The sequence below is a fragment of the Aeromonas lacus genome (genome assembly GCF_000764665.1).
Lineage (GTDB): Bacteria > Pseudomonadota > Gammaproteobacteria > Enterobacterales > Aeromonadaceae > Aeromonas > Aeromonas lacus.
This window is the reverse complement of record NZ_JRGM01000029.1, coordinates 26,022-38,751: the sequence shown is the minus strand read 5'-3', so window position 1 is coordinate 38,751 and position 12,730 is coordinate 26,022. Positions and strand designations below refer to the sequence as shown.

General features: G+C 58.9%; 13 protein-coding genes. 10 read left to right on the top strand and 3 right to left on the bottom strand.

The features are described from left to right. Position 1 precedes the first annotated feature (1 nt). Entirely contained in the window at positions 2–682 is a 681-nt protein-coding gene (locus tag LG31_RS0104670) for a hypothetical protein (RefSeq protein ID WP_033113335.1), read from the top strand. A 93-nt stretch (positions 683–775) separates the two neighbouring features. Here LG31_RS0104670 and LG31_RS0104665 read toward each other — a convergent pair whose 3' ends face one another. Next, the gene (locus LG31_RS0104665; protein WP_033113334.1) at positions 776–1,120 is read right to left on the bottom strand and encodes a DUF805 domain-containing protein; all 345 of its coding nucleotides are present in this window, start codon (positions 1,118–1,120) and stop codon (positions 776–778) included. 497 nt (positions 1,121–1,617) lie between these two features. On the opposite strand from LG31_RS0104665, the gene LG31_RS0104660 reads away from it, so the two are divergent. The 4 genes from LG31_RS0104660 to LG31_RS0104645 all read left to right on the top strand — a co-directional run bounded on the left by LG31_RS0104660 (position 1,618) and on the right by LG31_RS0104645 (position 3,349). Then, a complete protein-coding gene (locus LG31_RS0104660) occupies positions 1,618–2,085 on the top strand; it encodes a hypothetical protein (RefSeq protein WP_050513406.1) in 468 nt (155 codons plus the stop codon). Positions 2,086–2,227: 142 nt separating this feature from the next. Further along, positions 2,228–2,506, top strand: a complete 279-nt coding sequence (locus tag LG31_RS0104655; protein ID WP_238567477.1) for a putative quinol monooxygenase — start codon at positions 2,228–2,230, stop codon at positions 2,504–2,506. 45 nt (positions 2,507–2,551) lie between these two features. Next, positions 2,552–2,983 (top strand): N-acetyltransferase, encoded by a 432-nt coding sequence (locus tag LG31_RS0104650; protein ID WP_033113333.1) that lies wholly within the window; start codon positions 2,552–2,554, stop codon positions 2,981–2,983. A 117-nt stretch (positions 2,984–3,100) separates the two neighbouring features. Further along, positions 3,101–3,349: a DUF3297 family protein gene (locus LG31_RS0104645; RefSeq protein WP_005347440.1), complete on the top strand. Its 249-nt coding sequence runs from the start codon at positions 3,101–3,103 to the stop codon at positions 3,347–3,349. Between the two features lie 90 nt (positions 3,350–3,439). Here LG31_RS0104645 and LG31_RS0104640 read toward each other — a convergent pair whose 3' ends face one another. Then, entirely contained in the window at positions 3,440–4,717 is a 1,278-nt protein-coding gene (locus LG31_RS0104640) for an NAD(P)/FAD-dependent oxidoreductase (RefSeq protein WP_033113332.1), read from the bottom strand. A 45-nt stretch (positions 4,718–4,762) separates the two neighbouring features. Further along, the gene (gene puuR, locus LG31_RS0104635; RefSeq protein WP_033113357.1) at positions 4,763–5,365 is read right to left on the bottom strand and encodes an HTH-type transcriptional regulator PuuR; all 603 of its coding nucleotides are present in this window, start codon (positions 5,363–5,365) and stop codon (positions 4,763–4,765) included. Positions 5,366–5,718: 353 nt separating this feature from the next. Here puuR and LG31_RS0104630 point away from each other — a divergent pair, with 353 nt between their 5' ends. The 5 genes from LG31_RS0104630 (at position 5,719) to LG31_RS0104615 (ending at position 12,697) form a co-directional block, all read left to right on the top strand. Next, positions 5,719–7,182: an NAD-dependent succinate-semialdehyde dehydrogenase gene (locus LG31_RS0104630; protein ID WP_033113331.1), complete on the top strand. Its 1,464-nt coding sequence runs from the start codon at positions 5,719–5,721 to the stop codon at positions 7,180–7,182. Between the two features lie 253 nt (positions 7,183–7,435). Beyond that, on the top strand, positions 7,436–8,725 hold the full coding sequence (gene gabT / locus LG31_RS0104625) for a 4-aminobutyrate--2-oxoglutarate transaminase (protein ID WP_033113330.1): 1,290 nt from the start codon (positions 7,436–7,438) through the stop codon (positions 8,723–8,725). A gap of 366 nt (positions 8,726–9,091) precedes the next feature. Further along, positions 9,092–10,435, top strand: coding sequence for an APC family permease (locus LG31_RS0104620; RefSeq protein WP_033113356.1), 1,344 nt, complete (start codon positions 9,092–9,094; stop codon positions 10,433–10,435). A 775-nt stretch (positions 10,436–11,210) separates the two neighbouring features. Further along, on the top strand, positions 11,211–11,351 hold the full coding sequence (locus tag LG31_RS21405) for a hypothetical protein (protein WP_167334751.1): 141 nt from the start codon (positions 11,211–11,213) through the stop codon (positions 11,349–11,351). Next, on the top strand, positions 11,351–12,697 hold the full coding sequence (locus tag LG31_RS0104615) for an APC family permease (protein ID WP_033113329.1): 1,347 nt from the start codon (positions 11,351–11,353) through the stop codon (positions 12,695–12,697). The genes LG31_RS21405 and LG31_RS0104615 overlap by 1 nt, the downstream gene beginning before the upstream one ends. Positions 12,698–12,730: the final 33 nt, after the last annotated feature.

Sequence of the window (12,730 nt, the reverse complement as noted above, 5' to 3'; positions counted from 1 at the left end):
CATGAAGATCCGAATGCTATTGCTGGCCGCACTGCTCTGCCACGGCGCCGTACAGGCGCAGGAGAAAGCCCCGGCCGGCTGGCAAGATGGCACTATGACCCGTCTCAAGGCACAGGCCCTGCTGCAAACCCTCAATGCCACCTTGCTAAGCAACCCGAGCGCAACCGTCACCCTGCAAAACTGGTGCGCCGACCACAAGATGGCGGGCGAGCCGCGCATTCGCGCCCTGCGTGACCAGACAACACGCAAACCAGCCGATGCAGCCACCCGCGAGCTGTTCAAGATCGGCGCCGATGAGCCGGTGGGCTATCGCCGGGTGCAGCTAACTTGCGGTGATCATATCTTCTCGGAAGCGGACAACTGGTATGTCAAAAGCCGCCTCACTCCGGAGATGAACCAGCTGCTCGACAGCAGCGACACCCCGTTCGGGCTCGCGGTCAAGGCGCTCAACTTCAGCCGCAAGACACTCTCCTCCACCTTGCTCTGGTCACCCCTGCCGGCTGGCTGGGAGATGAAGATGCCCGTCATTGCCACCAACAAGGCACCGCTGACCATCCCCGAGCAGGTATTGCAGCACCGCGCCCTGCTTTCACGGGAGGATGGCACGCCGTTCAGTCTGGTGGTCGAGACCTACCGACGGGATCTGTTCGCCTTCCCGCTGGATGCGGGCAACGGTCAATGATCCAGCGCTGTTAAGCTGCCAATAAAAGAGGCCGGACTATCTCATTTCGTCCGGCCTGCTTGCTACACGGGAGAGCTTTCTGTCGGTGTTTAGTCAGATAAAAGGGACGGCACCATAGCGATTTGAATAGGGATTACCGCGCTTTGCCTTGAAAAAAAGCACCATCAGCGGGCCGATAATCGGGATTAATCCCAGCAGCAAAAACCAGCCATTGCGACCAATGTCGTGCAGACGGCGCACGCTCAATGCCCAGCAGGGCACAATAATAAAGAGACCATATACGCCCATCAGTTTGTAGCCATAATCCAGCTGTTTGGTGAGCAGCGAGAGGATGACACAAATAACGGTATTGATAAGAACGAACATCCAATATTCTTTGCGCGAGGCCCGTCCTTTGAAATCAGCAAATTTCTGAAATGCACGAAAATACCAGTTCATAAAAACTCCAGCTTCTGCGTCTATGTTGTTTTTGCACGAAGGAGACAGAAATAAGCGATAGCAAAACCATCAGTATTGGTGTTGGTCGCTTGTCATAACCTGCTGCGGCCAGACAAAGATAATTGGACATTGTGATATTCAGCAAGGCAATTTGGATTATAAAATATAAAAGAGAATACCCCGTTAATCACCGATATGGCCAATGAGCGGTGCCAGCTCTGGCTTTGCGCAGTGTGACAGGCCCCAAGTTTTAAAGATTTTTGATAATTTTTGATAACTTTTCATCGTGCAAACACGCACAATAAGGGCTTTGCAGCAGAGCCATAGGCGCTGTTTCCGGCCAATACAGGCCCCGAAAGCCGCAAAGGGAGCCCGGGTAACGAGTGGCAGCGGAAGAATCGAAGCTGGATAACGGCAGCCAACAGTGCGGTAACTGGATAAACGCTACGTTGGCAGGCCAGGCTCAATAACAGCGCATGGATATCAGGGATGACCAGATGAACAAGACAGCGGCTATATTCTCCATTCTCTTTAGCATGAATCTCCATGCTGGCCAGAACCTTACGACCATTAACAGCGATGCTCATCCGGTTATCGGGGTATGGCGCCTCAATTTTGCCGATACCAGCTGTTATGAAGAGTACGACTTCAGGGCGGATGGTCGTCTCTATACCTCGTCAAATCAACAGCAGATCGAATCATCCTATATTATTGAGCGCGAGCCATCCGCTTCCGGATTTTACAAGCTGGAAGAACATATTCTCAAAGAAAATGGTGGAAAAGACTGCCTGGATATGTCCCAGAATGAGGATACTGACTACGTCTACTATCTGAAATTTTCGCCGTCTGAAGATCAGTTTTTAATCTGTCTCGATGAAAGTGATGAAGAGTGCATTGGCTATTTTATTCGTCAGCCCAGTCCGCACCAACAAAAACTACAGCAGATATCGGCAACCACCATGTAGCCCTGTCTTTATGGATTCCATTTATTTTTTGCTGGCCAGATATTTACAATATAAAGAGAGCCTGGATGATTTCACAATAAATAAAAAATCCGACCTTGATTCGATAATAAATCTAACAATGTTGCCCACCAAAGAGATAAATATGGTTGTGCTAACCGGTTATATCATTGTGCCCGCCTCCGATTTATCAGCCGTCATGGGGGAGCTTGATAACCATATCCACCTGACCCGACATGAATATGGCTGCCTGCAGTTCGAGGTGACGCAAAGCAGACTCAACCCCTGCCGCTTCGAGGTCTGCGAGACCTTCCGCGATCCCGCCGCCTTTGCCGCCCATCAAGCCCGGGTCAAAGCCTCCCGCTGGGGGGAGATCACGGTCAATGTCGAGAGACACTATACCGTGACGGGACTTGGCGAATAGCCGTAGCCCCTCGCCTATTTTCCACCTTCAATGATTGAGAGACTTATGATCCGCCCATTATCCAAATCCGATCTCGATGCCGCAGTCGAGCTCTGGTATCAGGCCTCGGTCAAGGCACACGGCTTTATTCCCGCCGACTTCTGGCATGCGCAGCGTGCAGCGATGCGGGATATCTATCTGCCTGCCAGCGAGAGCTGGGTTTATGAGGAGCAGGGGCTGCTGGCGGGGTTTATCTCCTGGCATCAGGGCTCGGTTGCCGCCCTCTTTATCACCCCGAGCTTGCAATCACAGGGGCTGGGTCGCCAGCTGCTCGACCATCTCAAGGCCAGGTATGAGCGACTTGAGCTCACTGTCTACGCAGAGAATGAGCCGGCGCGGCACTTTTACACCCGCAACGGCTTTCACGAGGGGGAGCTGAGAATATGCGAGCATAGCGGCCACGCCGAGATCATGATGCATTGGCAGCGGGGCATCTGAAGTCAAAAACACTCGCTGATTGCTGACATGCTGCAGCAGGGCGGGCAGGCGTTGCCTTGAATGCCATGACGCCATTCTCTACAATGCCCCACTTTATATCCATTTCGGGTCATAGCCATGAGCGATACCAGCACCAAGCCGGCACTGCCGGATCACCTCTCCTGCAATCCCCGCAGCCCCCACTATGTGGCGGCCTGCTTCGAGCATCCGATCGGTATTCGCCTGAACGGCAAAGAGCGCACCGACGTCGAAGAGTACTGCATCAGCGAAGGCTGGGTGAAGATCCCCTCCCCCAAGGCGCTGGATCGCCGCGGTCAGCCCATCCTGATCAAGCTCAAGGGCACCGTCGAAGCCTATTACAGCTAATTGCAGCTGCCCGCTTCGGTTAAAAACAAGGCCACCCTCGCGGTGGCCTTGTTGTTTGCGTCGGTCAGCACGACGACAAGCTAGTCGGGTTTATACCCCCAGCCGATCGCGCAGGGTGTACCAGGCGGCGCCGGCGGCGGTGAAGGGGATACGGAACAGGCGGCCACCCGGGAAGGGGTAGTGCGGCAGTTTGGCAAAGGCATCGAAGCGCTCCGCCTGACCGCTCAGCACCTCGGAGAGGAGCTTGCCCGCCAGATGGGTGCAGGTGACACCATGGCCGCTGTAGCCCTGCATGTAGTAGATGTTGGGGCCGATGCGGCCAAACTGCGGCAGGCGCGACAGGGTGAGCAGGAAGTTGCCGGTCCAGGTGTACTCCACCTTGACGTCAGCCAGCTGCGGGAAGGTCTTGAGCATCTTGGGGATGATTAGCCGCTCGATATCAGCCGGATCCCGCGCGCCATAGACCACACCGCCGCCATAGATCAACCGGTGATCGCCGGAGGTACGGTAGTAGTCGAGCAGGTAGTTGCAATCCTCCAGACAGTAGTTCTGCGGCAAGAGTGAACGGGCCCGCTCCTCTCCCAGCACTTCGGTGGCGATCACCTGGGTGCCGCAAGGCATGCTCTTGCTGGCCAGTTCCGGCACCAGATTGCCGAGGTAAGCGTTGCCGGCCACCACGATAAAGCGCGCCTTCACCGCCCCTTTGGCGGTCTTGACCAGCGCCGGCTGGCCCGGAGTAATGCTGGTGACGGCGGACTGCTCGAAGATCTGCCCCCCCTGGATGCGGATCGCTTCCGCCTCCCCCAGCGCCAGATTGAGAGGGTGAATATGGCCGCCGCTCTTGTCGAGCAGGGCGCCGACGTAGCGATCGCTCGCCACCACCTCGCGCACCCCCTTGGCATCGAGCAGCTCCAGCTGCTCATTGCCCCACTTCTCCCAGCGCGCCTTCTGCGCCTTGAGCTCGTGCAGCTGCTTCTCGGTCTCGGCGGCAAAGACGCCCCCCTCCTGCAGATCGCACTGGATGTTGTAGCGCTTGATCCGCTCGCGGATGATCTGACCCCCCTCAAACAGCATGGAACCGAGCAGCCTGGCCTGATCCGGCGGGCAGTTCGCTTCTATGGTGTCAATGTCGCGGCTGTAGGAGTTGACGATCTGGCCACCGTTGCGGCCGCTGGCACCAAAGCCGACTCGTGCGGCCTCCAGCACCACCACCTTGTAGCCCTTCTCTACCAGATGCAGGGCGCTGGAGAGGCCGGTATAGCCCGCCCCGATGACGCAGACATCGCACTCCAGCTGCTCGGTCAATGTTGGGTAGGGCGCGTGTTTATTGGCGCTGGCTGCGTAGTAACTGTTTACATGTTCGGTCATGATCCCTGTTTCCTTACCGGTTCTGTTGCCAAACTACTGTCAGGATTAAAAGCTCGCCGGGGTGTGGGCGCTGACGATGCGGCAGGTCTGCCCCGACGGATTGCTGAAACTGTGGGGCTCGCCGGTGTCGATCACATAGCTGTCGCCCGCTTCGAGTTGATAGCTCTGGCCTGCCACCGTCAGGGTCACCGACCCCTCCAGCACGGTGCCGACCTCCTCCCCCTGATGCTTGACCTGCCCGCCGGTGTCGGTACCGGGGGGATAGGTCTCCAGCATAAAGCCGAGCTGGCGGCGGTTGTTGCCGTTGTGCACCAGCTTCATCGAGACCCCCTGACTGCCCAGCTCGATAAGCTGTTCAGCCTTGATCACCACGCTGCAGGGGCGGCTCTCCTCCTCGGCGAAAAAGCGCGACAGCGGCAGGCCATAGACGGTGAGCAGCTTTTGCAACGACGCCACCGAGGGACTCACCTTGTCCTGCTCTATCATGCAGATGGCGCCGTGGGTCAGGCCGCTCAGCTCCGCAGCCCGCCGCTGGGAGAGTCCCAGCTGGTGGCGCACTGCCGCCAACCGCTCGCCCATGGTACGGGCACCGTTCTGTGGCACCAGCTGCAGGCGAGCCTCGCTCTCACTGCTCTGTGGCCCGCTCATGGCAGGCCCCCTCTCATCTTCTGCCTGCACTCCCGCAACATGGGTCATCTCCCTCTTCCCTCTGGTTAAAATAGCGGACCAGCACCATCCCTGGCTGTTTGCAATGCTACACACACATCGTTAATTATTTTGCACACCCCAACCATCACACCAAGCCACCGGATCGGGGTAAACTGCGCTACACAGCCCATTTTCTAGCACGCAGCACACCAACAATTCAAATATATTTAACACTTGAAAAACATTTCAGCTCAATTTATGGTCTCCATGTGCTTATTATTTTATACGGCAGCACCACAGGATGAGCCGCATCATCGCCACCTTGCTGCCAGGTTTCACCATTGAGGCTTGCCATGTCCGCTACCAGCTCCAATCAAAGCTTGATCAAATCCCGCGCCTATATAGATGGTCAGTGGTGCGAGGCCGCCAGCGGCCGCACCTTCGAGGTCACCAATCCGGCTACCGGTGCCGTGATCACTCAGGTGCCCGACATGAATGAAGAGGATACCCGCCACGCCATCGCGGCCGCCCATGCGGCGCAACCCGCCTGGGCTGCCCTCACCGCCAAGGAGCGCAGCAACAAGCTCTACGCCTGGTTTTCCGCCATCACCGCCAACAGCGATGAACTGGCCCGCATCATGACCTGCGAGCAGGGCAAGCCGCTGGCGGAAGCCAAAGGGGAAGTGACCTACGGCGCCAGCTTCATCCAGTGGTTCGCCGAAGAGGGCAAGCGCGCCTATGGCCGCACCATCCCGGGCTTTAGCGGCGATCGCCGGCTGGCCACCATCAAGCAGCCGGTCGGGGTCGTCGCCGCCATCACCCCGTGGAACTTCCCGATTGCCATGATCACCCGCAAAGCGGGCCCGGCGCTGGCCGCCGGTTGCACCATTGTTATCAAGCCGGCCGCCGAAACACCGCTCTGCGCACTGGCGCTGGCGGTACTGGCCGAGCAGGCGGGCATCCCCGCCGGGGTCATCAATATCGTCACCAGCCACCAGCCGAGCGTGGTGGGCAACGAGCTGTGCAACAACCCGACTGTGCGCAAGCTCTCCTTCACCGGCTCGACCCGCATCGGCAAGCTGCTGATGCGCCAGTGCGCCGACACCATGAAGCGCCTCTCGCTGGAGCTGGGCGGCAACGCCCCCTTTATCGTCTTTGACGACGCCGACCTCGACGCCGCCGTGGCCGGGGCGCTCGCCTCCAAATACCGCAATGCCGGGCAGACCTGCGTCTGCGCCAACCGCATTCTGGTGCAGGCCAGCGTCTATGACGCCTTCGCCGAGAAGCTGACTGCCGCCGTCGCCGCCTTCAAGGTGGGGGATGGCATGAGTGAAGGCACCCAGATCGGCCCGCTCATCAATCCGGCCGCCGCCAGCAAGGTCGCCGAGCTGGTGCAACAATCTGTTGCCGCCGGTGCCGAAGTACTGCTGGGTGGCGAGCCCCACCCCGCCGGCCCCCTCTTCTACCGCCCCACCATTCTCGGCAAGGTCGCCAAAGACAACCCCATCCTGCAGGAGGAGATCTTCGGCCCGGTCGCGCCGCTGGTGCGCTTCGAGAGCGAAGCCGAGGCCATCGCGCTGGCCAACGATACCCCCTATGGTCTGGCCGCCTACTTCTATGGCCGCGACATCGCCCGGGTGTGGCGCGTCGCCGAGCAGCTTGAATACGGCATGGTAGGTATCAACGAGGGGATCATCTCAACCGAATTGGCCCCCTTTGGCGGCATCAAGGAGTCGGGTCTGGGTCGGGAGGGGGCAGCCGAGGGGCTGGAGGAGTATCTGGAGACCAAATACCTCTGCTTTGGCGCCATTCGCTAGGGCAGCAGAGGGCTAAAGCATCGTATTCATCGATGCTTTAGCCGCAAGATTCATCGCTTTTACAGATAGATGCAGACGTTTACCCGAGGCGGCAAGGGGCGTAATTTGGCCTGCGCTGCCTCCCAAGAGGGCTTCTGCAACACACACCACACGCCGCCGATCTGGCCCTATGGGCTAATTGGCGGTGATGGGCGTCAGATCGCCCGCCACATTTTCAGGGAATTTCGGGGCCAGCGCCCCTCAGGGAGGAAAGATGAGTCAGTCAGAATCAAACAAGGCGTGGCAAGCGCGCCGCGAAGCGGCCGTGGTCAACGGCGTTGGCACCCTGCTGCCGGTCTTTATCGACCGTGCGCAAAATGCCGAGCTGTGGGATGTGGAGGGCAACCGCTACATCGACTTTGCCTCCGGCATCGCCGTGCTCAACACCGGCCACAACCATCCGAAAGTGGTGGCAGCGGTGCGCGAGCAGCTGGAAAAATTCAGCCACACCTGCTTTCAGGTCACCCCTTACCCGGGCTATATCGAGCTTGCCGAAAAGCTCAACGCCCTGGTGCCCGGCCCGACCCCGAAGCGCACCCTGTTTCTCTCCACCGGCGCCGAGGCGGTCGAGAACGCCATCAAGATTGCCCGCGCCCACACCGGTCGCAGCGGCACCATCGCCTTCAAGGGGGGCTTTCACGGTCGCACCATGATGGGCATGGCGCTCACCGGCAAGGTGGTGCCCTACAAGACCAGCTTTGGCCCCTTCCCGGGCGAGGTCTACCACATCCCCTTCCCCGCCGATTATCTCGGAGTAAGTGAAGAGGATGCCCTGCACGCCCTCGACCTCTGCTTCAGCGCCGATATCGAGCCCTCCCGCGTTGCCGCCATCATCATCGAGCCGGTACAGGGCGAAGGGGGCTTCTATCCCGCCTCCGCGAGCTTTATGCAGAAGCTGCGCAGCATCTGCGATCAGCACGGCATTCTGCTCATCTGCGACGAGATCCAGAGCGGCTTCTGTCGCACCGGCAAGACCTTCGCCACCGAGTATGCCGGCATCGAGCCGGACATCATGACGTTGGCCAAGAGTCTGGCTGGCGGCTTCCCCCTCTCCGCCGTGGTGGGCAAGGCAGAGATCATGAACTCGGCCAAGCCGGGCGGCCTTGGCGGCACCTATGCAGGTTCCCCCATCGCCTGTGCCGCCGCGCTGGCGGTATTGCAGGTGATCGAAGAGGAAAAACTCAACCAGAAAGCACTGGATCAGGGGGAGCAGATCAAGACGGGGCTGCAACGCATAGCCGAGCGTTTTGACTGCATAGGTCAAATTCGCGGACCAGGTGCCATGGTGGCCATGGAGCTGGTGAAACAGCGCAATGCCGACCAGCCTGATCCCGACCTCACCAAACGTCTGGTAGCCGAGGCGGGCAAACGCGGTCTGGTCCTGCTCTCATGCGGGGTACGTGCAAATGTCATCCGTTTTCTCGCCCCGCTGACCGCCCCGGCGGCAGTGATTGACGAAGGGATGCAAATCCTTGAAAAATCACTGGAGGCCGCGCTGGCCTGACCAGCAGGAAAGTAACCGCTAACCTGTGCAAAAAAATGCAGTTTTGCCCCCTTTTTTTCTTGTCAAGGGGGCCCTGCAAATGCACAATGCGCCGCCACTGCAAGGACCGGTATTACCACATCTCGCCGGTCCTTTTTTGTACAGTGAACAAACCCATAAACGAGGCCGGATCACCCCCGGAAAAGATAGCGAGATTGGCAGCAATCTCCCGACACCACATTCAGTGAGGAACAACATGGGGCATCTCAATGCTTTCCGACCGGCTCTGCCCGGTGCGCGCCACCCCGGCGCCCTTGATTCCCGGGCCTCTTTCCCGGTTTCGTTGATGGAGTGTGCCGCCCCGGCACCGCGTGAGGAACAGGCATGATGAACGCCCAACCGGTTGGTCTGAAAAAGACCCTGAAACTGTGGCAGGTCGTGGTCATGGGTCTTGCCTACCTCACCCCCATGGCAGTGTTCGACACCTTCGGCATCGTTACCGAGATCACCGAAGGCCATGTCCCTACCGCCTACCTGTTTGCCCTGATCGGCATGCTGTTCACCGCCCTGAGCTACGGCCATCTGGTGCGCAAGTTCCCGTCGGCAGGCTCCGCCTATACCTATGCCCAGAAGGTGTTCCACCCCTATGTCGGCTTTATGGTGGGCTGGACCTCCCTGCTCGACTATATGTTCATGCCGATGATCAACATGCTGCTGGCCAAGATCTATCTGCAGGCGCTCTTCCCGAACGTAGAGCCCTGGACCTATATCTTCGGTCTGGCGGCGGTGATGACCGCCCTCAACCTGCGCGGCATCAAACTGGTGGCCAACTTCAACAGCGTCATCGTCATCATGCAGTTCAGCATCATCGCCGTCTTTATCGGCCTGATCGCCTGGGGCGTGCACAATGGCGAGGGGCTGGGCACCGTGACCAGCAGTCGTCCCTTCTTCTCCGAGCAGATCAACATCTCGCCGCTGCTGATGGGGGCCTCGATCCTCTGTCTGTCGTTCCTCGGCTTTGATGCCATCAGCACCCTGTCGGAAGAGACCCCTGACGCGGATCGGGTTATCCCCCGCGCCATCGTGCTGACGGCGCTGATCGGCGGTGTGCTGTTTGTCACCACCTCCTACTTCCTGCAGCTCTTCTTCCCGGACATCTCCCGCTTCCAGCATCCGGATGCGGTGCTGCCGGAGATCGCCCTCTATGTCGGTGGCAAGCTGTTCCAGGCGGTGGTTCTGGTCTGCACCACAGTGGCGGTACTCGCCTCCGGGCTCGCCTCCCACGCCGGCGTATCGCGCCTGCTCTACGTGATGGGGCGGGACCGCGCCCTGCCGAGCCGCTTCTTCTCCTATGTGCATCCGAAGTGGCAGACTCCGGCCTGCAATGTGCTGCTGGTCGGCCTGCTCGCCCTCTCCGCCGTCTCGTTCGATCTGGAGATGGCGCTGGCCCTGATCAACTTCGGCGCGCTGGTGGCCTTCACCTTCGTCAATCTGGCGGTGATTGCCCACTTCTATGTGAAACTCGGTCGCAACAAGAGTCTCAAGGATCATCTGATCTATCTGCTGCTGCCGCTCTGTGGCGCCGCCTGCATCGGGGTGCTGTGGCTCAACCTTGAGCCCTCCTCCTTCGAGCTGGGGCTGATCTGGGCTGCGCTCGGTGCCATCTACCTCTTCCTGCGCCTGACGGTGTTCCGCATTCCGCTGCGCACCAGCGAGGAGCTGGTGCAATAAGCCAGCCACGCGGATAAAACGATAAAGGAGCCTGCGGGCTCCTTTGTTTTTACTCTGTCATGCTGATTTTTTAGCGCGTTGCTCCCCGTTTTAACGCTTTGCGGTTGCTCTCCTTCACCGCGCTGGCGATCCCCTGATCAGCTGTGTGTGATGCGGTTATGGCCGCCACTTTTTGGCAGCCCCGCATGTTTTGCCATTGCGCTTTTTTCTGAAAATGTGACTGATTTCAAATCGGCCCCCGCCACTATCGCCCTCCATGACATGGCACTGACCAGACAAACCATTTAATTCAGTCACTTTAATGACTAAACATGCAATTGCTATTCTCCCCCGCCAACCCCCTTGTTCCCGCCAGAAAAGCCTCCGGGAGGTTGGGCAACTACCCGGGTGATGGCGGCAAATATGATCAGGATCAATCTTGAGGCGCAATGCGCCCTGCAGGGACAATCAGGACAAATTTCGCACAGCAGGGAAATAGTGCATAGCCCCCCTCTATGCCCCCGTAAAGAGGGGGGCGGCACGGGGTCAGCCACAGGGGGCGAGTGACCACTTACCTTCGCTGCGCTTATGCAAAAAAATGCGATATTGAGCCGATTATTGCTTGTCAAGGGGGAATCCCGAATGCACAATACGCCGCCAATAAAGGACCGATGTTCACTGCGACATCGGTTTTTGTATTTTGAAGAGCAGTGCAAACCCACCACAAGAGGCCGGAAACGTTCCGGAAGTGATACCCGAGATTGCCAACAATCTCCCGACGTTAATGAGGAAAAACATGGGGCGTTTCAATGCTTTCCTGCCGGCCAATACCGGTTTGCGCCTCCCCGGCGCCTTTGATCTGCAGGCCTGCGAATCCACCGCAATCCTGTACTCGTTGCAAGCACGTGCTGCGGCACTGATTGAGGAGAAAGCGTAATGGCATCTCAAGGCGCCAAGCTGCTCAAAACCCTGACCCTGACCCAAGTGATCGTCATGGGTTTGGCCTACCTGACCCCCATGGCTGTATTCGATACCTTCGCCATCGTCGGTGACATCACCGAAGGCCGGGTCGCCACTGCCTATCTGCTGGCCCTCGGCGGCATCCTGCTGACCGCCTTCAGCTACGGCCATCTGGTGCGCAAGTTCCCCTCTGCGGGCTCTGCCTATACCTACGCCCAGAAAGTGTTCAACCCCTACATCGGTTTCATGGTCGGCTGGTCCTCCCTGCTCGACTACATGTTCATGCCGATGATCAACATCCTGCTGGCCAAGATCTACCTGACCGCCATGTTCCCGGGTGTCGAGCCCTGGGTCTTCATCTTCGGTCTGGTGACCGTGATGACCTTCCTCAACCTGCGCGGCATCAACCTTGTAGCCAACTTCAATGGTCTCATCGTGGTGATCCAGCTGGCCATCATCACCATCTTCATAGGTCTGATGGCATGGGGCATCTACCACGGCGAAGGCGCCGGCACCCTGATGAGCAGCCGTCCGTTCCACTTCGAGTCAGCACAGCTGGTGCCGCTCTTCACCGGCGCAACCATTCTCTGCTTCTCGTTCCTGGGCTTTGACGGGCTGAGCTCTCTCTCCGAAGAAACCCCGAACGCTGGCAAGGTGATCCCCAAGGCGATCGTGCTGACTGCCCTTATCGGCGGCATCATCTTCGTGATGGTCTCCTACTGCCTGCAGCTCTACTTCCCGAGCCTCTCCCGCTTCCAGCATCCGGATGCGGTACTGCCGGAGATCGCCCTCTACGTCGGCGGCACCTTCTTCCAGTCGGTGGTACTGGTCTGCACCACGGTCGCGGTACTGGCCTCCGGCATGGCGGCTCACGCCGGTGTGTCGCGCATCCTCTACGTGATGGGTCGTGACCATATGATCCCGGAGCGGGTATTTGGCTACATCCACCCGAAATACCGCACTCCGGCCATCAACGTGCTGATGGTTGGCGCGCTGGCCCTCTCCGCCGTGTCGTTTGATCTGGATACCGCGCTGGCGCTGGTCAACTTCGGCGCGCTGGTGGCGTTCAGCTTCGTCAACCTGTCGGTGATCGGTCAGTTCTGGGTGCGCGAGAAGCGCAACAAGACCCTCAAGGACCACATCGTCTATCTGCTGATGCCGCTGCTCGGTGCCGCCACTATCGGCGCCCTCTGGAGCAATCTGGAGCAGAGCTCCCTCGAGCTTGGCCTGATCTGGGCAGGTCTCGGCGTGACCTATCTGTTCCTGCGTCTGGCGGTGTTCCGTATCCCGTTCCGTCAGTACGAAGAGGCGGCCGACGCCTGATCGCCTGCAGATAGCGCATAACAAAAGGGGAGC

Coding starts and splice junctions, on each gene's coding strand:
- LG31_RS0104670 (WP_033113335.1), top strand. CDS start 2: ATGAAGATCCGAATGCTATTGCTGGCCGCACTGCTCTGCCACGGCGCC.
- LG31_RS0104665 (WP_033113334.1), bottom strand. CDS start 1,120: ATGAACTGGTATTTTCGTGCATTTCAGAAATTTGCTGATTTCAAAGGA.
- LG31_RS0104660 (WP_050513406.1), top strand. CDS start 1,618: ATGAACAAGACAGCGGCTATATTCTCCATTCTCTTTAGCATGAATCTC.
- LG31_RS0104655 (WP_238567477.1), top strand. CDS start 2,228: ATGGTTGTGCTAACCGGTTATATCATTGTGCCCGCCTCCGATTTATCA.
- LG31_RS0104650 (WP_033113333.1), top strand. CDS start 2,552: ATGATCCGCCCATTATCCAAATCCGATCTCGATGCCGCAGTCGAGCTC.
- LG31_RS0104645 (WP_005347440.1), top strand. CDS start 3,101: ATGAGCGATACCAGCACCAAGCCGGCACTGCCGGATCACCTCTCCTGC.
- LG31_RS0104640 (WP_033113332.1), bottom strand. CDS start 4,717: ATGACCGAACATGTAAACAGTTACTACGCAGCCAGCGCCAATAAACAC.
- puuR (WP_033113357.1), bottom strand. CDS start 5,365: ATGAGCGGGCCACAGAGCAGTGAGAGCGAGGCTCGCCTGCAGCTGGTG.
- LG31_RS0104630 (WP_033113331.1), top strand. CDS start 5,719: ATGTCCGCTACCAGCTCCAATCAAAGCTTGATCAAATCCCGCGCCTAT.
- gabT (WP_033113330.1), top strand. CDS start 7,436: ATGAGTCAGTCAGAATCAAACAAGGCGTGGCAAGCGCGCCGCGAAGCG.
- LG31_RS0104620 (WP_033113356.1), top strand. CDS start 9,092: ATGAACGCCCAACCGGTTGGTCTGAAAAAGACCCTGAAACTGTGGCAG.
- LG31_RS21405 (WP_167334751.1), top strand. CDS start 11,211: ATGGGGCGTTTCAATGCTTTCCTGCCGGCCAATACCGGTTTGCGCCTC.
- LG31_RS0104615 (WP_033113329.1), top strand. CDS start 11,351: ATGGCATCTCAAGGCGCCAAGCTGCTCAAAACCCTGACCCTGACCCAA.